16 protein-coding genes are annotated in these 21,084 nt (G+C 32.0%); 7 read left to right on the plus strand and 9 right to left on the minus strand.

What is annotated here, in order from left to right; translation table 11 throughout:
* Window positions 1-12 precede the first annotated feature (12 nt).
* From KPL55_RS20105 to pbp4b, 6 genes are all read right to left on the minus strand, one after another.
* A complete protein-coding gene (locus KPL55_RS20105) occupies window positions 13-645 on the minus strand; it encodes an HAD family hydrolase (protein WP_216308541.1) in 633 nt (210 codons plus the stop codon).
* Window positions 635-1,312 carry an epoxyqueuosine reductase gene (locus tag KPL55_RS20110; protein ID WP_216308542.1) on the minus strand — a complete coding sequence of 226 codons (678 nt, stop codon included), beginning with the start codon at window positions 1,310-1,312 and terminating at the stop codon, window positions 635-637. The genes KPL55_RS20105 and KPL55_RS20110 overlap by 11 nt, the downstream gene beginning before the upstream one ends.
* Before the next feature lie 369 nt (window positions 1,313-1,681).
* Window positions 1,682-2,029: a hypothetical protein gene (locus tag KPL55_RS20115; RefSeq protein ID WP_216308543.1), complete on the minus strand. Its 348-nt coding sequence runs from the start codon at window positions 2,027-2,029 to the stop codon at window positions 1,682-1,684.
* 258 nt (window positions 2,030-2,287) lie between these two features.
* Window positions 2,288-3,055 carry a GNAT family N-acetyltransferase gene (locus tag KPL55_RS20120; RefSeq protein WP_216308544.1) on the minus strand — a complete coding sequence of 256 codons (768 nt, stop codon included), beginning with the start codon at window positions 3,053-3,055 and terminating at the stop codon, window positions 2,288-2,290.
* 199 nt (window positions 3,056-3,254) lie between these two features.
* Complete coding sequence (locus KPL55_RS20125) at window positions 3,255-5,180, minus strand: glycoside hydrolase family 3 protein (RefSeq protein ID WP_216308545.1); 1,926 nt, start codon at window positions 5,178-5,180, stop codon at window positions 3,255-3,257.
* A gap of 11 nt (window positions 5,181-5,191) precedes the next feature.
* Window positions 5,192-8,371, minus strand: a complete 3,180-nt coding sequence (gene pbp4b, locus KPL55_RS20130) for a penicillin binding protein PBP4B (protein ID WP_216308546.1) — start codon at window positions 8,369-8,371, stop codon at window positions 5,192-5,194.
* Window positions 8,372-8,662: 291 nt separating this feature from the next.
* On the opposite strand from pbp4b, the gene KPL55_RS20135 reads away from it, so the two are divergent.
* The 7 genes from KPL55_RS20135 (at window position 8,663) to KPL55_RS20165 (ending at window position 18,860) form a co-directional block, all read left to right on the plus strand.
* On the plus strand, window positions 8,663-9,460 hold the full coding sequence (locus tag KPL55_RS20135) for a YIP1 family protein (protein ID WP_216308547.1): 798 nt from the start codon (window positions 8,663-8,665) through the stop codon (window positions 9,458-9,460).
* A gap of 18 nt (window positions 9,461-9,478) precedes the next feature.
* Window positions 9,479-10,897 (plus strand): zinc ribbon domain-containing protein, encoded by a 1,419-nt coding sequence (locus KPL55_RS20140; protein WP_216308548.1) that lies wholly within the window; start codon window positions 9,479-9,481, stop codon window positions 10,895-10,897.
* Between the two features lie 144 nt (window positions 10,898-11,041).
* Complete coding sequence (locus KPL55_RS20145) at window positions 11,042-12,184, plus strand: GntR family transcriptional regulator (RefSeq protein WP_216308549.1); 1,143 nt, start codon at window positions 11,042-11,044, stop codon at window positions 12,182-12,184.
* A gap of 252 nt (window positions 12,185-12,436) precedes the next feature.
* Window positions 12,437-13,822, plus strand: coding sequence for an extracellular solute-binding protein (locus tag KPL55_RS20150; RefSeq protein ID WP_216308550.1), 1,386 nt, complete (start codon window positions 12,437-12,439; stop codon window positions 13,820-13,822).
* A 99-nt stretch (window positions 13,823-13,921) separates the two neighbouring features.
* On the plus strand, window positions 13,922-14,833 hold the full coding sequence (locus KPL55_RS20155; RefSeq protein WP_216308551.1) for a carbohydrate ABC transporter permease: 912 nt from the start codon (window positions 13,922-13,924) through the stop codon (window positions 14,831-14,833).
* Window positions 14,834-14,837: 4 nt separating this feature from the next.
* Entirely contained in the window at window positions 14,838-15,674 is an 837-nt protein-coding gene (locus KPL55_RS20160; RefSeq protein ID WP_216308552.1) for a carbohydrate ABC transporter permease, read from the plus strand.
* A gap of 30 nt (window positions 15,675-15,704) precedes the next feature.
* Window positions 15,705-18,860 (plus strand): alpha-mannosidase, encoded by a 3,156-nt coding sequence (locus KPL55_RS20165; protein ID WP_216308553.1) that lies wholly within the window; start codon window positions 15,705-15,707, stop codon window positions 18,858-18,860.
* Between the two features lie 61 nt (window positions 18,861-18,921).
* On the opposite strand, the gene KPL55_RS20170 is transcribed toward KPL55_RS20165, so the two are convergent.
* The 3 genes from KPL55_RS20170 to KPL55_RS20180 all read right to left on the minus strand — a co-directional run bounded on the left by KPL55_RS20170 (window position 18,922) and on the right by KPL55_RS20180 (window position 20,897).
* Window positions 18,922-19,590, minus strand: a complete 669-nt coding sequence (locus tag KPL55_RS20170; protein WP_216308554.1) for a metallophosphoesterase family protein — start codon at window positions 19,588-19,590, stop codon at window positions 18,922-18,924.
* A 3-nt stretch (window positions 19,591-19,593) separates the two neighbouring features.
* The gene (locus tag KPL55_RS20175; RefSeq protein ID WP_216308555.1) at window positions 19,594-19,899 is read right to left on the minus strand and encodes a putative quinol monooxygenase; all 306 of its coding nucleotides are present in this window, start codon (window positions 19,897-19,899) and stop codon (window positions 19,594-19,596) included.
* 71 nt (window positions 19,900-19,970) lie between these two features.
* Window positions 19,971-20,897: a DMT family transporter gene (locus KPL55_RS20180; RefSeq protein ID WP_216308556.1), complete on the minus strand. Its 927-nt coding sequence runs from the start codon at window positions 20,895-20,897 to the stop codon at window positions 19,971-19,973.
* Window positions 20,898-21,084: the final 187 nt, after the last annotated feature.

Consider the following 21,084-nt stretch of genomic DNA (forward strand, 5'->3'; position numbering starts at 1 on the left):
CCGCCTTTTTATTTAATGTATTTTCATAAGTTTCATAATTTCCTCAAAACTGTCAATAACATATTCATATTCTTTAACCTCTCCAAAGCCATATCTTGCATAAATAAAAGGTATACCAGCAAATCTTGATCCTTTTAAGTCACCGTCAGTATCCCCCACATATATTGGACTTTCTAAATTGTTTCTATTTATTATCAATTTAATATTTTCACCTTTAGTCAAACCAGTTCTACCAGAGCTCTCATAGTCAACAAAATATTCATTTAACTTATGTGATTCGAAGAATGATTCTATGTATCCACATTGACAATTACTAACAATAAATAGTTTATATTTTTCGGCCAAATTCTTTAAAATCTCCTCTAACTTATCATACAGAATTGCACCATGTTTTTCTAAATATTCACATTCCTTTATATAACAATGATTAACAATTGTAAGCCTATTTTCTTCTTCTAAATAAGGAAAAAACTTTAAAGCAACATCTTGTATTACTAACCCCATAACACTTTTCATATCCTCAACTGTTAATTTGTTTTTCACCTCACTATAGATACCTATAGTTTGATTCCATGAATCTATAACACTAGTTGTTGAATCCCATAGAGTACCATCTAAATCAAAAATAATACTATCAAATTTCATAATAAGCCTCCTCTTGCACATCTTTTGTATACTTCTGAGTCCATTTACAATTAGATAAACATTTTAAACAACCATCACAGTGGTATACATCTACTATTAAATCTCTATTCATACCTATTTCCCATGTAGTTCCATGGATAACACCCGTGGGACAAATATCCTTACAAACATTGCATTCACCGCATTTAGGCATTATTATTGGCCTATTTCCATTAGGTAATGGTGCATTTGTCAATACACTACACATACACAATGCACTTCCATATTCCTGAGTAACTAACAAATTGTTTTTTCCAATCCAACCCACTCCAGCCAATATCGCAATTTTTTTATGTGGAAGTGGTGTGCTTTTCGTAGTTTTATCATATAGTCCATGTGAACCAACATTTCTTTCAGATCGGGCGAAGGCCTTGTATCCTTTTGCTTTTATAAAATTAGCCAGCCATTCCGCAAGTTTATCGACACCATTTTCCTTTTCGCTATACTCGGAATAGTCTATTATATTTTCTTTAGACAAACGTAAAATATAGCCTGGACTCAAAACTATTCCTATTAAAATAGCACTACTATATCCTCGATTTTCTATTGCCGATAGCATTGATATATCGACTACCTTAACAAAATTTGCACCCCCGTTATTTAATTTTGAAATCAACTCGTTCAACATATGTTACACTCCAATCATGCTTTAGTTACATCCAATACATCTATTTTCCTAATATTTCAACATTTCCTTTCATAATATTAAGCAGATTATTTTGAACTATTATATCATCCAAATTCCGCTATTTCCTATATAGATTTAGAAATCGTTCAATAAAATTATGCTATTTAAACATCAATAGATGAATTTATATCCATTTTTATCTTATTCTATATTACATATCTACAATCCTTTAAAAATATATTTCAAAAGTGCTATTTAGTGAAATGAATAATTAACAAAGTTCTAAAAAAATTCATTAATTCTCTAACGATATCAAAATAGGCAAAGTAAGTTAAATATTATTTTAACTTACTTTGCCTATAGTCTCAGCTAATCATTTATTATATATTTCTCTGTATTCTCTGAATTACTGTACTTATAACCCTCTACTAATTTTATTCCTTTGGAGTTTATATGTATCTTATCCCCACATATTGTAGTTACATTATTATTATATTTAGCACTACGACTTCCGCCTTTAATAAAAGCATCTCTTTCTTCATATTTTACAAGGCCTAACATTTTTAATTTCTTTAAACGGTAAGCAAATTCTTGTATCTTCTTTTCTGGATCTTCCTCTATTAATCTATAATTTCCGATTTCAAATGGCATTTCTGGCATCATATCAGCATCATAGATATCGATTAACATCTCACTTTCTATTGTATTTAATTCCATATTTTCATTCTCCCTTTTACTCTAGGTTATCACGTACAATATTTTAAAATGTATTATACTAATTCCCTATTGATATTTTTTCATCAGTCAATTCTCAAATTAACTACATGTTTTACTCATATTAATAGTATATTGTTAATATTCTACATTTATTCCATATTTCCTCTTATTTATTAGATAAATTTTATATTTAAATTAAAAATACATTAAGACATTAACAATTCATTACCTATTCTCACTAATTATAAAAATAGTTTCTCATTTGAAATTGATTTTTAGGTTCCGCTCATAAGGTGATCTTCCATCAAAAGTATTTTTATAACTACACATCCAGGTTGGCATAAATCCGCTTCTATATGCTACGGATTGTGATGCAATATTTGAAGAAGCAGTCCCATAGTATGGTACGATTCCTTGTTCCATAATCATTATTGCGAGATTGCTGACTAAACTTGTGGCAAGTCCATTATTTCTAAATAGCGGTAACACATCAATGCCTATTTGCCACATTAAACTACTATCGGTAGATGCTCCTGCCATTGCTACAATTTCATTACCACACATTGCATATATTACAATTATATCGGGGCAAGAATGATTGATATCATATTGAATTGCATTTTCAAAACCTGAAATTTTATATAGTTCGTATATTTCTTTCCCTTCTTTTATATGAAAAGTAAAACCATCAGGCCAAGATAACCTTTTTATCCTATCACAATCAGGAATATAATAAAGAGAGTGTCCGAATAAAAACGGGGCAACAAATATATCTTCTCTTGTTTTAGTTTTTAATAATGGTTTTAGCTTAATTAAAATATCACTATCTGCTGAAACAACTGTGCTTTTTCCCATTGTAGCAATTTCAACAAACGGAGATTGTCTATCAAACATTCTCCTTCCCTCATTTGATTTGGCTTCACAAAATACTATGCTATCTTTAAGGAAATCCTCTATATTGCAATTCATATCTATTGCTAATTGTTTTCGTACAATTTCTAACATTTTTGATTTATTAAATTCCATAATACACCCCTCTATTTCTAATGCAAATGATCGTTTTATATTTCACTATTATTCTAATTAATGGTTTAATTACATTATTCCACAAATGGTTAATTATACCTTCCTAATTGCATTAAATATATGTAAAAATAAACAAACCAGTCAATGTGATCTAATATCACATTGGCTGGCTATTTAGTAAAACTAAGTATGTTATTTTTTATTGTACTTGCGATGTATAACTTAATCCATAACCAACATTGTGTAATATACCTGTATTATCAGAAGTTGGAATGGCTACCGGAAGTTTACCCGTAGGATTAACTTCCCCAAATATTACTCTCATACCTGCCTGTATGTTCTGCCAAGTCTTTGTAGGTTGTATGCCATCTGCTCCATATACAGCTATAAAATTTTTAGCATTAGTCATCTGATTGATTTCATATGGATTTCTTATCCCCATAACTGCTACTAGTTTACCTTTGCTCTGTGCATAATTTATTACTTCATTTGAATACTTTACATAATTAGAGCCTGCCTGCCTACTAGCCGCGTCATAACTATACGTCCCAAGCACTACGTAATTCGCATTGTCTATTTTTGCTTTAGTAATATCATCTACAATAAAGCTATTTGCATAAGTTACTCCCTCTACCTGAACATTTTTAAGCCCTTTTGCCATAGCAATACTATTTGCTTCTTGGGTCATAGCTGCAAGCCTTGTATCCCAAGGTCCTATACATAATACTTTCTTTGAATCTTCTAATTTAAACGGTAATACATTATCATCATTTTTCACTAATGTGACCGCTCTATTTGCCGCTTCTTTTTCTATATCTTTGTGCAAAGCACTTCCTACTGTAGCTACAGCTTTTATAATTTTCTGGTCTAGTGAAGTTGTATCTGCGCTTCCACAATCGTTATAGATTCCTTTTTCTATCTTTAATGCTATTACTCTCTTAGCCGAATCATTTATTCTGCTCATAGCTATTGTTTTATCATTTACTGCACTTACTACTGCTTTAAACATACTATCGAAATTTGCTAAATCACTTGTCTGATGTATTGTTGCAGGCATTAATGGTATATCTACACCTGCATTTATAGCCCTTATAACTGCATCATTTTGTCCAAAGTTTTCAGCTATAGCCCCCATATTGAGTGCATCAGTTACTATTATCCCTTTGTATCCCATCTTTTCACGTAATAATCCAGTCAATACCTTTTTAGATAATGTAGCTGGCAATATTATCTGAGAACCATCTTTCTTTGAAGTTATAGTTGTATTATCTACCGCTGGAAATTGTATGTGCGCTGTCATAATAACATCTACCCCTGCACTAATAGCTGCTTTAAATGGTTTCAATTCTACTGCATTTAGTCTTTCCATATCATATGGAACTACTGGTAATCCTACATGTGTATCCATCGAAACATCCCCATGCCCCGGGAAATGTTTAACTGTTGGTATTACTCCCGCAGCTTGTACACCTTTCATAAAGGAAATCCCCATATTAGATACTAAATCTGGATCTCCTCCAAATGAGCGTACACCTATTACTGGATTATCTGGATTTAAGTTTACATCCATATCAGGAGCAAAATCCACATTTATTCCAAGAGATTTCACTTCCTCAGCCATTGCTTTAGCCACTTTATATGTCAGGTCGACATCATTTGCTGCCCCTAATGCCATATTTCCAGGCATACATGTTCCTCCGTTAATTCTTGTAACAATTCCACCTTCCTGATCTGTAGTTATAAGTAATGGGATCTTTTTAGATGCTTTCTGAAGACCATCTGTTAATCTTACTGCCTGCTCCGTTCCCTGTATATTTTCCGCGAAAAGTATGACACCCCCTAAATGGTAGGTTTTAATTACATTTGCAACTTCATCATTCATCTCGGTCAAATTCTTTCCATTCCAGGTTCTAAAATCAGGCATTAACATCTGCCCTACTTTTTCTTCAACTGACATTTTGTTTACTATTTTTTGTGCCTGTTTATTAATCATTTTCTCTGTTTGTTTCTTTGGCGATTTTTTCTGATTATTTGTACCTGCAAAGACAGTATTTGTACTTACCATAAAACATAAAGATGTGGTTAGAGTAACGCAGCTTATTCTTTTAACAAATTTTGATAACATAAAAAACCTCCTTATTTATATATATAATATTTTTCAGATAACTTTTTAAACTCTTGAGATTCAGAATCCACTTTAGCATATAGTTGCTCAAGAGTATATTTCCCTTCACGTACATAACTATCGCCTGTAAGTAAATCCATATAATTATTAGTAGTGTATTTAAAATCTTTAGGATACATGTCCCTTATAGTATATAACATGGATAGACCAGTTTTCACTGAGTTAAAGGCTTTTCTATCAGTAATATAAACTTGAACTCCGCCGCAAGCTTGTGCTTTACCTGTAGTATTATAAATAGTGTCTGTGCTTGAATATTTAGAGATTGTTGGAGTAAAGGATGTTGCCCTATATTTAACACCAGGTAAATTCAAGGAGTTTAATTTTTGTGCTAAATCAATTGAATTGATCCATGGTGCACCTATAAGTTCAAAAGGTCTTGTAGTTCCTCTGCCCTCAGATAAATTTGTACCTTCAAATACACAAGTCCTTGTATATACTATTGCAGTATCCAATGTAGGCATATTAGGTGATGGCATAACCCAAGTTTTAGAACCAGTATCATCAAAATACATATACCTTGTCCACCCGGTCATTGGAATTACAGAAAGTTTACAATTTATGTTATATTCCTTATTAATAAATTGTGCTAATTCTCCAGCAGTCATTCCATAACGCTGGGGTATTGGATACATGCCAACAAAGGATTTAAATTCAGGATTAAGAATAGTTCCTTGAACAGCACCACTAACTATATTAGGTCTGTCAAACACTGCAAATGTCTTATTATTCTCAGCACAAGCCTCCATAGCATAGGCCATAGTATTTATATAAGTGTAAAATCTTGCACCAACATCCTGCATATCATAGGCTAATACATCAATATCTTTTAACATAGCCGCAGTTGGCTTTTTAGTTTCACCATAGAGACTATATACAGGTAACCCTGTTTTTTCGTCGATTTCATTACCTACAGTACCGCCAGCCTCACTGTTTCCTCTTATTCCATGCTCGGCCGCAAATAAAGCTACAAGTGATGTATTATCTTTAAGAATGTCAATGGAACTTATAAAATTACTATTCATTCCAGATGGATTAGTAATAAGTCCAACTTTTTTATTACTAAATATGTTTTTATAAGTATCAATATTATCTATGCCTAATTTAATTTTCCTTTCCTTTGCAGCGTTAATCCTTGCTATAAGAGATGTTTTATCATTCCCATCTACTAAGGCATTTACAAGAACTAATGCCGCATCTATATCACTAGAAATAATTGAGTTTTCTGCTTTTACAACTGCTTTTGTTGCCACATCTACCAAAGTTTTTAATACTATATTATGTTGTACTACTTTAATTCTTGCTACCAAATTTGCCTTTTCCTTACCTGATGGCACAAGGCTCATTAATGCATTTGCAACATCCAAATCGAGTTGTGATAAACTTTTTTCTGCTATTGAAATTTTATCAGACGCAGCTTGCACTGCAGAAGTATCAGTAGAATCCCCTTCTTCGCGTAGAGCTTCATATATGAGGGACATTACACTTCCATATTGCCCTGTTTCAAATATGTCCCCTCTAGAACTATTGGGGTTTTTCGTAGCATCTATTAACGGAGAATGCTTTTTATTGGTTAATAGAATAATAGCCATGTCATTTACCGGATCAATACAAGTTACTGTACCTGTCCAACCAGTATGGCCTATAGTTTCAGGACTTGCATACGGACCAAATTCCCATGCCTTTCCTTTAGCACCGGCTTTGTCCCAACCTAGACCATAGTTTGGTGAAATGTCTGATGTCTTAGTAAACTTATCTAATGTGTTTTTATCAAATATTCTGGTTTGACCATATCCTCCACCATTAAGTACTATTTGTGCAAGTACAGCCATGTCATGAGTATTTGAGAAAAGACCTGCATGACCAGACACTCCTCCCATTGAATAATAAGCCTTTTCATCATGTACTTCTCCTTGAAGTGTATAGGTTCTTATATTAGGAAAGCTCACTATTCCATCTCTGGTGTTTCCATTGATCTCTGTAGCAGCACAATCCACTTTACTAAATCCATTTTTTAATGGGTTATATGTAGTCCTATTTAGACCTAATGGTTTATAAATATTATCATTCACATATTTATCCTCGGCCTGACCTGTTATATTTTCAATTATGTATCCAAGTAACATGTAATCCACATCACTATATAGTACTTTAGTTCCTGTTACATATGTAAGTGGGGTTTTCTCTATCATCTTTAAAGTTATTTCTCTATCTTGAGAGTACAAATCCTTTGCTACTACTGGATTAAAATATTGTGGATCTGGAGTAAATCCTGCACAGTGATTTAATAAATCTCTAATTTTTATATTGGCTTTTCCTTTTACAACGTCGCTTGCAGCGTCTTTAAAGTCAGGAATATATTTAGTTACTAGATCATCTACATTGATTTTGCCTTCAGTAACTAGCTTTTGTAAAGCAAAGTTTGTAGCATACATCTTAGTATTAGATGCTAGATCAAACATAGTATTAGTAGTCATTTTTTCTCTCTTATTTTCGGGTAATAAAACACTATTTTCATACTCTTTAGCGTAGCCATAAGCAGTATTTTTAATTATTTTTCCATCTTTCACTACTATTAATGCAGCTCCAGGGAATCCAGCTTTTACTTCTGCATTTATTAGAGTATCTACTTTTGCTAGCTTTTGTGATGAAAACCCGACATCTTCTGGCTTCTTTGCCTCTACTAATTCAGGATAAGTTGTATTTACATTAATATAACTTCCAGTTGGTGATACATTAACAACCTTTAATAGATTTTGTCCATCTTGAGTATATTTTCCTATGTCTATAGTTTGAGTTTCATTAGGACTTTTTAAAACTTCTTTTATATTAACTTTTCTTCCATTAACATAAACTTCTGCAGATTTTGATCCGTGATTTTGAATTACCATAGTACCTCTTCCTTTATAGGCCTTAAATACAGTCCTTGATTTTGCATAAACTCTAGTTGTAGGATTATCTTCTGGAAATTTAGGTTGACTTTGTGAGTTAATGATACTGCTGTTTGCTGAAGTTGATACTGCTAGAAGCTGTGTAGATTTGCGTTGAGAAAGGGACTGAGCCATCGCAGTATAAGTAACCCATATATTTATGGCTACTATCGCTGTAATGATTTTCACTAGTTTTTTATTCATTTCTACTCCTCCTAATATAGTAAAATTTTAAACGTTTACTTAGTAAAACATTTTAATTTTGTGAACTATCATAAAAAGGGCTTTACTCTGTTATTTGGTTACTAGTACCATTTTTAATTAATTTATATCAATTTGTAATTATTCTCTATATAATACACTACGACTTTTTAACTGATTTTGCAAATTGAATTTCTATGCTATATTATGCCGCAAACAAGTCTAATTTCCCATAAATAGTAATATACTAATCATAGATGAATTTTTTTAGTTATAAATAAGGAGGGATACAATTTGAATTTTTGTAAGAATTGCGGTCAAAAAACTAATTTAGGTGAGCAATTCTGTAGCAATTGCGGAGCATCTGTATTAGAGAATAACGATTTAAATAGTATCTCAAAAAAAGTTAAGAAAATTAGAAATAGTCATTTCACTGTTTATATTACTGAAATATTAGAGATAACTAAAGGTATCCTAACAAAACCAGTCACAACAATTGTGAATTGCGATGCATTTTTAAAAAAGGAATCTTGTGGTATTTTAGTTTTAGTTTTATCAGTCTTATTTGGTTTACTTAATATGTGGGCTATTAAAATGAGCACAAGTGTGGCAGATGAATTATTTGCTGGCCTAAGAAATAGCATTCATGGATCTGATGGGTTACTAGGTCAGATGTCGCAGTTTATAAGTGGTGATATAGCAAGCGACAGAGTTTTTTTTATAACCAGTTTTCTATTCATTGTCGCTGCGTTAATACTTTTTGCTTCGAACTATTTAATAGGTAAATACATTTTTAAGTCTTCAGTAAAAGCATCGATAATTCTAAAAGTAATTTCATGTTCAGCTATTCCTTTTATATTTGCATTATTATTAAGTATAATCTTATCTTATATAAGTTCTACATTAGGATTTATAGTATTATTTATAGGGACAATTGCTACACTTATAATCTTATTTAGAGGCATTACAGAAGCACTTAATATTTCAGAAGAAATAACAATATTTATAATACCTATTTCATTATTAGTTATGCTTTGGGTTGAATATATGGTTATTATAAAAATTCTAAAGAATATTTTAAGTAATATATAACAGCGAAAGGAGATTCTTATGAACATTTGCTCTAAATGTGGAAGTGAATTTACTGAGGAGAAAAATTTTTGCACCCAATGTGGGAATAACTTAAGAGAAGAAACAAGTGATAATGCTGAATCTAGCTGCGAAGAAAATTCATTGGTTATTACACCCCAGAAAAGTAGTACATCTAATTTGAAATTATCAAGAAGTTCAAAAATAGCTATTATATTATCTACATTTTTAATATTAGCCTTAGTTATTATTATTAATGTTGGTAATTCAATATATGCTCCCAATAAGCTTGTAACAAGATTCAAACATGATGTAGATTCAAATAATGTTACTGATTTAGTAAAAATATTTTACTGTAAGGATGATAGACTTACGGTCGATAAAAGTAATCTAACACCATTACTGTCTTACTTTAAAAGCAATCCCTCATATTTTAATAAAGTTATTGAGAATTTAAAAGATAATGCTATTTATCCTAAGGATATCAGTAGTCTTAGCATAACGTCTGGCAATACAATAACGCTCGCTAAAGATGGTAAAAAGTTTCTTATTTTCCCTAATTATAAAATAAATATTAAGCCTTCTTTCATTGATATAAAAACTACGGTTAAAGATGTTACTTTCTCAATTAACAATACGTTGATTGGTAAAAGCAGCACTGATAAATCCACTAAAAAATTTGGTCCATATATGCCTGGTAATTATTCTATCTTAGCTAATTATAAAGGAAAATACCTAACCTTGAGTAAGCCTTATCCTGTGGATCTTGTATCAAATACCACCGGAATAGCAAATTTAGATATATTTACTGATATTACCTATTTAAATATATCATCCGATTATCCCGATGCAGAAATTTTTATTAACGGAAAAAATGTTAATGTTAAGGTTAAAGATGCTACTAAATTCGGACCAGTAAATCGTTCTTCAAAAATATCAGCTAGCTACGAAAATTACAATAAAAAAATTACAAGCAAAGAATATTCAATAATAGGAAGCGATACAGACCTCTATTTGGATTTCCAAGATTCTAGCTATGAAAATAATGCTAATTCTCAATATCCTACTGCCGATGAGAAAGATCCTGTGGCTCTCTTAAACGAACTTTTAGACAACTATGCTTCTTCTTTTACTCAGGCTATTAATACGAATAATGTCTCATTAATAGATTCTTACGTAGCTTCAGGAAGTGATCTATATCAAATGCAACAATCATATATACCAAAAGCATTTACAGCCGGAACAAAAGAAAACTTTATTTCTGCTGATATTATAAATTGCAACTTTAGTGATGACAAAAAATCTGGTAGTATAACTACCTCCGAAGTTTATAGCATTTTATCTAAAGATGGCACTTATTCTAATAAAACCTTTAATTATAAGTATGAATTTGAATACAATTTTTCTATTTCTAAATATCAATTAACACGGCTAAAATAAATCTACTCAAACCAAATAGGTATTGTCATGAAACACTTTAAGTAGTACATTAGATAATAGAAAGCAGAAAAGCGAACTATATAATAGCCTTAAATTGCATTTAAAAAATCTATGACACTGTAAAGTGGCGGAAGTGAGGCTACTATGCCGAAACCTAAATTAATGTATCAACAAATTTACGATTATACATTAAATGAAATTCATATTGGACATTATAATAAAGGTGATTACTTACCAACGGAAAAAGAGTTTGGGGATCAATTCAATGTAAGTCGTATTACCGTTAAAACTGCCATGAACATGTTATCAGAAAAAGGATATATTACTCGTATTCGTGGTAAAGGATCTTTTGTTGGTAAAGCTGAAAGTCCCTCTTTATTAAAAAGCACGCCAATAGCAACACCCACTAAATTAATCGGATTATGTAGTAGCGCATTTGGGGATGAGTACGGGATTGAAACCTTAGTAAGTGCAATGAAAACAGCTGAAGAAAACAGTTATTTTTTAGTTCCTACGAATATTATGGACAATCAAGATGTTGAGAGTGAAAAAATATCAGCACTAATAAAATTAGGCGTAGATGGGATAATTATAATGCCTGTCAACGGCGAACATTACAATTCACGTATCCTCGAATTAATACTATCTGAATATCCCATAGTATTTTTTGATAGATATTTAAAAGGATTAGATGCTCCATTTGTAGGTACAGACAATTTGATGGCAAGTAAAATGGGTACAGACTATTTATTAAATCTAGGTCATAGGCATATCGGTTTTATTTCTCCACCACTAATTGATACTTCCTCACTAGAGGATAGACTGGAAGGCTTTATCAATAGTCATGCAAAGCAAGGAGTTCTGTGTGATCCAACTCTTATGGTAAATGATATTTTAAACATGCATCCAGTTATTAGTACAGAATCTAAAATTTCAGAAAATATTAACAAGGTTACAAGTTTTTTAAAAAACAATCCCAAAGTTACTGCTATTTTAGCTGCAGAACAATCTATTGCAGTGATTATTTTAAAAGTGGCAACTTCACTAGGCATTAAAGTACCTGAAGATCTTTCTATATTGTGCTTTGATACTCAAAGTAATTATTTAAAAGATACTTTTTTCACTTATATAAAGCAACCTGAATCTATAATAGGAAAAATTTCTGTTGAGTTACTGCTAGAAAAAATTAAAGATCCAAAGACTCCCAATAGAAGAATTTTACTTATACCAGAATTGGTAATTGGAAGGTCAACTGCAAAGGTTAAAATTAAAACTTTAAAAAAATAAAAAGCAATTATGATATATCAAATTATATATCATCATTACTTTTTATTTTTTTGTAACTATTTACATATTTAATTAAATTGTGTAGTATACTTATATTGTTACATCACAGTTTAGCAAATAAATTCTACTGAAAATCCAACTAATATTTTGGAATATCCAACTTAATTTAATAGCATGTTAATCATTTTATATATCTACTTCTAAGTTGGTATATAAGATAATTTAATATAAAAATTGTTAGGGGGTATAAAAATGAAAATCAGAGAAAAAAGAATGCTATCCGCATTATGTGTGATGACTATGGGTATTTCTTTACTTGTAGGGTGTTCTACCACAAAAAAAACAACTACAGAAGTAAGCACAGCTCAAGACTCAAAAGTTAAATTATCTTTTACTTTCCGTGATGATGGATTAGGTGAAAAAGGTAATCTATACAAGTGGCTTAAGCAAATCACACCAGAATTCACAAAGAAAACAAATATCGAAGTAGCAGTAAATCCCATTACAGCCTCAGAAGGCGATTATTTTGCAAAAATTGCACTGGCTCTAAAATCTCCAGACACAGCACCCGACATAATAACTGAAGATACATTTCAAATTAATGGAGATGTAGCAGCAGGTTACTTAACACCTATTGATGATTATCTAAAAAAATGGACTGATTGGACAGACAATAGCTATTATGAGGCATTAAAGAAAGGTGTTACAGCTTCAGACTCAAAAGTATATGGTGTACCTTATAACACAGATTCAAGAGGACTTTGGTATAACAAAGACTTGTTTGAAAAAGCTGGACTTCCAAGGGAATGGCAACCGAAGACTTGGGATGAAGTTATAGCTACCTGTAAAACATTAAAGGTAAAATTACCAGATGTTATTCCATTTTGGATGAATTCCGGTAAAGCAACAGGTGAAGCAACCTCGATGCAAAGTTATGAAATGTTACTATATGGAACAGGAGAACGTCTTATTGATGACAATAATAAATGGATAGTTAAGAGCCAAGGAATTCTAGATTCACTCTCCTTCATTCAAACGATTTATACACAAGGTTTAGGTGCTCCAATTTCTAAGGTATTAGATGCTCAAGCTGGAAATATGTCTGCCCGTGATTATATGCCAAAAGGAAAGCTTGCAATATCCTTAGATGGTAGTTGGATTACAGGTAATTGGTCCAAAGGAGGAGCAGCTGAATGGTCAGGTTATGAAAATATAATGGGATTTGCAAAAATGCCAACAAATAAAGGTCAAGGTTCTGGTAGTGTTACATTAGCCGGTGGATGGGCTCTATCTATACCTAAAAATTCTAAAAATCACGATGCTGCTTGGAAATTCATTGAGTATGCTATGAGCAAAGATAATGCTCTTGCTATGTCAACAATAAGTGGTGAAATTAGTTGTCGTCAAGATGTAGCTGCAGACCCAACTTATCAAAAAACACCTTTTAAGAAGCTTTCTACTGAATATTTAGAAGCTGCAGAGTTTCGTCCTGCAAATGAATCATACCCTCTTGTCTCAACGGAAATTCAGAACATGGTAGAGTCCGTAGTAACTGGTACAAAACCTGAAGCTGCAATGAAAACGTATGGTGAAAATGTTACTCGTGTTGTTGGAGATACTAATATTATAGAAAAATAATTAAATACTTGGTTAAGTCGGCAGCAAAGTAAACGTTTTCTATGTTGCCGATTAAAATAAATCTTTAATTAAATATCTAAAATATAGGAGGTGGATTTTATGAAGCATAATACTTCAATACAAAAGCTATCTAATAATGTTAGACCTAACATAGGCAAATATCTATTTTTACTTCCTTCGGTAGTAATATTACTTATATTCTTTATTTACCCTATAGTCCTTACTTTTATATATTCTTTTACTAATTTAGCGCTGACTGGTGAAGCCGCAAAAAATTTTCACTTTATTGGATTTGATAATTATAAAAGAATGTTAGATGATCCTGCAGTTGCTGGGAGTATTGTTAATACAATAATATTTCTAGTTGGATCGTCTTTAATTGGTCAACAGATATTGGGATTCACTATTGCGATATTAATGAAAAAAAAGAATGGAACTTTCAGACGTGTAATTGGTACAATTGTGCTTGCTGGATGGGTTATGCCTGAGATAGTATGTGCTATTTGTATGTATAATTTTTTCTATGACGAAGGTACACTTAATACAGTTCTAGGTCTATTTGGAGGATTACCTGTAACCTGGTTATTTACTTTTCCAATGTTGTGTGTTATTATCGCAAACGCATGGCATGGAACAGCTTTTTCCATGCTTGTATATCAGTCAGCATTGGATGGTGTCCCTAAAGATATTGAAGAAGCAGCCACTGTAGATGGAGCTTCTAAACTTCAAAAACTAATTTATATAACCCTTCCATGTATTAAGCAATCAATTACCACTAATATGATGATTAACACTTTGCAAACATTAAGTGTTTTCGGATTAATTTATTCAATGACAGGTGGTGGACCAGGAACAAAAACTCAAACACTTCCTGTAATTATGTATTTAAGTGCCTTTAAAAATTATCAACTTGGTTATGGTACTGCTATATCAATGATTCTTTTACTTATTGGCATTGTTTTAAGCATTTTCTATGTAAAAGCAATGAATACAGAACATAAGGGGGCATAATGATATGAAAACTAGGCCAACTGCATATAGTTTACGTAAACGTCTACCATATATTGTATTAATACTTATAGGGATCTTATTTCTTGCTCCATTATTGTGGGTTTTATTAGCATCTTTTGATACAAACGCAAATCAGGCATTAAAGATTCCAAAAAATTTTACTATGGGAAATTATGTTGAAGTTTTAACAAGTCAAACTAATCGAAGATCCTTTGGAATAGGTTTTTTGATTTCAATAGGTCAGACTATTTTAGTTGTTATTATGTCTGTGCTTGCAGCATATCCACTGTCCCGTTATATAATGAAGGGCAAACAATTATTTATGTATAGCATTTTATTTATGACATCTTTACCTATCACCGCTGTTATGGTACCAGTTTATCAATTATTTGTGAGCATTAAATTTTATGATAGTATTTTTGGTGTAATGATTTTCTTTACTGCTTCTGCTTTACCTTTTGGTATTTGGATGATGAAAAACTTTATGGATACAGTGCCTATTGAATTAGAAGAAGCTGCATGGGTGGATGGTGCAAGTACATTTACTTGTGTACGTAAAATTGTAGCACCACTTATGTTACCAGGTATATGCACAGTAGCAATTTTCACATTTTCCGGGAGTTGGGGCAATTTTTTTGTTCCTTATATTCTTCTTAGCACAGCTAAGAACTTTCCCGCTTCAGTTTTAATTTATCAATATTTCGGTAACCATGGAATGATTTCCTATAGTGGTTTGGCAGCGTATTCCATTTTATATTCTTTGCCATCGATCATGTTGTATGCCCTCTCTCAACAATTTATGTCACAGGGTTTTAATATGCAAGGATCTGCTAAAGGTTAAACTTAAATATTTTTTAAAGGAGGTAATAATTTGTATTTTTTAGAAGAACGCATTGGTAGGATTCTTGAAGAACTTCAGCAATGTATAAATATAAAACACTTACCAATTACAGAATATAGTTATCAACATACTGATAGCAACGTGCCCGAACATCCATTACTAGATATAAAAAATTGGAATAAATTTAACGAATGCGACACCTGGGGTGGCAAAAGAGAATATTTCTGGTTTGTTACCAATATAAAAATGCCTGACGATTTTAATAAAAAGTGTGTTGCATTTGACCTTATTACTGGTAAAGAAATGGGTTGGGATGCCCTTAATCCGCAATTCTTTGCTTTTGTAAACGGAAATTTAATTCAAGGCATGGACATTAATCATCGTAGTATAATTCTTACTGATAACGCAGAGAAAGGTGAGATCATTCAACTTGCCTTACATGCTTATGCCAGTGATGAGGATAATTTTAATATGAAGATGAAGGGCAATATTTCAATAGTTGATAAAAAAACCGAAAAACTTTATTATGATATGAAGGTTGTTTATGACGTTGCTGTGCTATTACCTAAGGACAATAACGACCATATTGATATGATTCAAATAATTAATGAGACTGTTAACTTAATAGATTTGCGTCAACAGTACAGTAATGAATTTTATGAGTCTATCAATATTGCACAAAGCTATTTAACAAAGGAGCTTTATGAAAAAATGTGCAAACCAGGCCAAGTTCAGGTTAATTGTATTGGTCACTCTCATATTGATATAGCCTGGTTATGGACATTAGGTGTAACCCGAAAGAAAGCTGCCCGTAGTTTTTCAACTTTTCTTGAACTTATGAAACGTTATCCAGATTTTATTTATATGTCAAGCCAACCACAGTTATATAAGTATGTGAAGGAAGATTTCCCTGAATTATATGCCGAGATTAAACAACGTGTAAAGGAAGGACGTTGGGAACCTGAAGGCGGTATGTTTGTTGAAGCTGATTGTAATATTTCATCAGGTGAATCTTTAGTTCGTCAGTTTCTTTATGGCAAACGTTTTTTTCAGAAGGAATTTGGAGTAGATAATGAAATACTTTGGTTACCAGATGTCTTTGGCTACTCTGCTGCACTTCCGCAGATATGTCAGAAAAGCGGAATCAAATATTTTGTTACCACTAAAATAAGTTGGAATGAATACAATAAACTTCCATATGATACATTTGAATGGCAAGGCATCGATGGAACTAAAATTCTTACTCATTTTATTCCTACTTCTGAATATAAGCCGGTAATGGATACACATTTTACAACCTACAATGGTGAAATTAAACCAAGTCAAATAATGGGTTCATGGCAGCGTTACCAGCAAAAGAACTTAAATCGTGATGTGTTGTTTTCATTTGGATATGGAGATGGCGGAGGCGGTCCAACACCAGAAATGCTTGAAAATGAAAAAAGGATGAATCAAGGGATTCCTGGCTGCCCCACTGTAAAAATAACTAAGTCAAAAGATTTCTTTCATAAACTCGAGAATGATGTAAAGGATAATAAATATTTACCAATCTGGTCTGGTGAACTTTATCTTGAGTATCATAGAGGCACCTATACTACTATGGCACGAAATAAAAAATATAATCGTAAATCTGAGTTTATGTATCAAAACGCTGAGCTATACTCAGTATTGAATAATTTACTTACGGGTTCTAATTATCCTAAGGAAGTCCTAAGTAATGGATGGGAAGTTATTTTACGCAACCAGTTTCATGATATTTTACCTGGTTCAGCTATTAAGGAGGTTTACGATGAATCTCGAGATGAATATGAAGGCATTTTAAGTGAGGGCACTGCATTGATCGATGGAGCGATTAATGCATTAGCCTCTGAGATTAATGTTGATTCAGATTCTGTAATAGTTTTTAATCCCCAAGGATCTGTATGTAGTGATATTGTAAGTTTCATATTGCCAGAAGGAGTAAAAAAAATAAGCGTTGTGGACACATTCACAAATAAATCCTATCCTTGCCAGATATGTGATAACAATCAAGCTATTTTCTTTGCAGAGGATGTTCCAGCAAAAGGATATAAGACATTTACTATTATAAAGGCGTCTATTGTTCAAGATAACGATATATCAATTACTAAAGAAACTATGTCAAATGACTTCTTTAATATTAAATTGGATGATAAAGGGCAGTTTACTTCAATATTTGATAAACGTGTCAATCGTGAAGTTTTGAAAAAAGGAGAAAAAGGTAACGTACTTGAGGCTTTTGAAGATAAACCACATAATTGGGATGCGTGGGATATAAATGCCTACTATCAAGAAAAAATGTGGTATGTGGATGAGGTTAAGTCTATTAAAGTTGTTCAAGTTGGACCCGTTAGAGCATGTTTAGAAGTAATAAAGTGCTTCCAACAATCCACTATAATACAACAAATTTTCATTTATAAAAATTTAGCTCGTATTGATATTAAAAACAATATTGACTGGCGTGCAAAACAAATACTTCTTAAGGCAGCTTTCCCAATTGATGTTTTCACCCAGGAGGCTACTTTCGATATCCAGTATGGTAATGTTAAGCGCCCAATTCATCGCAATACCTCCTGGGATGTTGCAAGATTTGAGGTATGTGCTCACAAATGGGCAGATTTATCCGAAGATGGTTATGGTGTTAGTATGCTTAATGATTGTAAATATGGTTGTGATATAAACAATTCAGTTATGCGTTTATCATTACTAAAATCCTCAGTGTATCCAAATACGCAGGCAGATATAGAGTTACATGAATTCACATATTCTCTATATCCTCATGTAGTAGGCTGGCGTGAAGGTGGTACTGTAAAGGAAGCTTATAATCTTAATAATCCACTTTCCGCGGTTGTACGCGCCTCACAAAAAGGAAGTTTACCAGCTAATTACTCACTAGCTAGTGTAGACAATGAAAATGTAATAATAGAAGTTCTGAAAAAGGCTGAGGACGATGATGACTTGATTTTACGTCTTTATGAATGCTACAATCGTCGTACAACGGCTACAGTACTACTTGGAGTAAATGCGCAGTATGTTACTGAATGCGACCTAATGGAGAATGTGACCAGCCATCTTGAGGTTAAAAATAACAAAAGCTTTACTTTTGAAATTAAACCATATGAAATAAAAACATTTAAAATTAAAGTATCCGTTCCGTTTATTGATTAATAAAATAAAACCTAAAAGAGGACATCGATAGCTATTATTGCTATTTATGTCCTCTTTATTTCTATAATATTATTTTCTCAAACGCTGCAGTTTCCAAATTTACAACCCAACCTCTTGTTGAAACCTCATCACAAGCAGCGTTGAAAACAAATGTATTATGTAACTTTTTAAAACCAAAATCATGATGTACATGTCCACAGAAAAAATATGTGGGCTTTTTTTCCTTTATCATATCTCTAATAGCCTGGCTACCAAAATTAACCCCATTATTAGCTTTATCTAAACATTTATATGGTGGTACATGTGATACAATAATACTCTTATTATCTATATTAAGTTTAGATAGCCTGTACGTCATATCCTGCTCATTTCCTTCACGTTTTGTTCCATACATTAGAAAGTTTATATATTCAATAGACACGAAATTATTAAATATTTCTTCAGTGCAATAAGGTAGATAATTTATATCCGTTTTATCAACATTAAAAACATCATGATTTCCTAGAATAAATAAAACCCTTTTGTTTGTTTGTCGCAACATCTCAACAATTTTTTTATAATCTTCGTATTGCTTATTCTCAAGCTCATCAAAAGTAGCACCAGGATAATCTGATGTTATATCTCCACATAAAATTACACACTCTATTTCTTCTCGTTCTTTAACAAACTTAACAATTTTATTAAGCACATCAACCCTTCCATGAATATCACTTGTTACAAATACTTTCATAACTTAAAAATCACTTTCAGATGGTACTATGGCATTGTAAAGAACGCGTTCTCTTGGTTTTGCAAACCAAGGTGTTACAGCTTCATTCCATTTAATAAAGTGTTTAGTTTTCATATGTTTTTCTACGGCCTCTTCATCTTTATAGACTTCATAAAACATAAAACTAGTTGGTTCATCTTTACCTTGAAGTACATCAAAACGTATAACTCCAGCTTCTTTTATTGAATTCTTTTGATTTTCTATTGTTGCCTCTATAAACGAGCCAACAAACTCAGCTTTTATAAACATGGTTACGCTTTTAATAATCATTTTACATCCCTCCAATAAATTCTAATAATATTATAATATAGGATTCACTATCTAAAGACAAGCATACGACTTTATGATTTAATTGTATTGGTTTGCCTACTATCTTCAGTAATAACTATCTTTGACTTTGATCTAAGCGCAGGCAAAACACATCTTAATGTAACTGCAGTAACTACTATAACTCCACCTACAATTGCCCATGGTCCTGGCGTTTCACCAATTAGAATGAATACCCAAACTGGATTTAATATAGGCTCAATTATGGGGATTAAAATTACTTCTAGAGCCGTTACATGTTTTATAGCCATTGAATATAATACGTAAGGAATTCCAAGTTGCACTACTCCCATTATCAGTAACATAATCCACCCCTGGCTATTAATCTCTGAACTAAATATAAATGGGATTCCAATTATAGCAGTAAGAATATTTCCTAAAAAAACTGATTCTAAAGGCGATCCATCCTTTTGCATTCTCATAAAAATCGCAAGAAATCCGAAACATACTCCACTACCAGCTGCAAGTATATTACCTAATATTCCACTAGTGCTAAGATTGTCCAAGAAAAATAAAGCCATACCTCCCAAAACTATAAATATTATAATCCAATCAAATATTTTTGTTTTTTCTTTTAAAAACCAAGCTCCAAATAGTGCTACATAAATAGGAGCTGTATATTGTAGTAAGATAGCATTTGCGGCTGTTGTAGTTTTGTTTGCCATAACAAATAAAATTACTGTTCCCGAATAAGCTAATGCAGCACCTATCTGCGCGAAAGACCAGGTTAGCTTTGGTTTTTTTATCACTATAAGCAGCACAATAGCAGCGATGGCACTTCTCATTCCTGCTATTGCAACAGGATTACACTTTATCGACTTTATAAGTACTCCACCTAAACTCCATAGTATTGCTGTTATTACGAGTAATATTATAGATTTTGTACGCTCTGATTTAATTTTAACAGATGATATTCCCTTTATATTTAAACTACTTGCCATTTTATTCTTCCCCCTGAACCTATATCTTTTCGTTAAATTTTTTATTATTGTTTTTATGAATTATCAGCTTTTATTATACTATAAAATCTATCATTTTATCTTTATTTCACCTATAATATTATCTTATTTATTTTAATACTTTCTTATAATTCCTTATATTACCTATGTAACCATTAATACACCAACA

The sequence above is a fragment of the Clostridium lacusfryxellense genome (assembly GCF_018861735.1).
Classification (GTDB): Bacteria; Bacillota; Clostridia; order Clostridiales; family Clostridiaceae; genus Clostridium_AD; species Clostridium_AD lacusfryxellense.

Coding starts and splice junctions, on each gene's coding strand:
- pbp4b (WP_216308546.1), bottom strand. CDS start 8,371: ATGAATAAAAAACTAGTGAAAATCATTACAGCGATAGTAGCCATAAAT.
- KPL55_RS20110 (WP_216308542.1), bottom strand. CDS start 1,312: ATGTTGAACGAGTTGATTTCAAAATTAAATAACGGGGGTGCAAATTTT.
- KPL55_RS20155 (WP_216308551.1), top strand. CDS start 13,922: ATGAAGCATAATACTTCAATACAAAAGCTATCTAATAATGTTAGACCT.
- KPL55_RS20175 (WP_216308555.1), bottom strand. CDS start 19,899: ATGATTATTAAAAGCGTAACCATGTTTATAAAAGCTGAGTTTGTTGGC.
- KPL55_RS20160 (WP_216308552.1), top strand. CDS start 14,838: ATGAAAACTAGGCCAACTGCATATAGTTTACGTAAACGTCTACCATAT.
- KPL55_RS20120 (WP_216308544.1), bottom strand. CDS start 3,055: ATGGAATTTAATAAATCAAAAATGTTAGAAATTGTACGAAAACAATTA.
- KPL55_RS20145 (WP_216308549.1), top strand. CDS start 11,042: ATGCCGAAACCTAAATTAATGTATCAACAAATTTACGATTATACATTA.
- KPL55_RS20105 (WP_216308541.1), bottom strand. CDS start 645: ATGAAATTTGATAGTATTATTTTTGATTTAGATGGTACTCTATGGGAT.
- KPL55_RS20140 (WP_216308548.1), top strand. CDS start 9,479: ATGAACATTTGCTCTAAATGTGGAAGTGAATTTACTGAGGAGAAAAAT.
- KPL55_RS20180 (WP_216308556.1), bottom strand. CDS start 20,897: ATGGCAAGTAGTTTAAATATAAAGGGAATATCATCTGTTAAAATTAAA.
- KPL55_RS20115 (WP_216308543.1), bottom strand. CDS start 2,029: ATGGAATTAAATACAATAGAAAGTGAGATGTTAATCGATATCTATGAT.
- KPL55_RS20125 (WP_216308545.1), bottom strand. CDS start 5,180: ATGTTATCAAAATTTGTTAAAAGAATAAGCTGCGTTACTCTAACCACA.
- KPL55_RS20170 (WP_216308554.1), bottom strand. CDS start 19,590: ATGAAAGTATTTGTAACAAGTGATATTCATGGAAGGGTTGATGTGCTT.
- KPL55_RS20150 (WP_216308550.1), top strand. CDS start 12,437: ATGAAAATCAGAGAAAAAAGAATGCTATCCGCATTATGTGTGATGACT.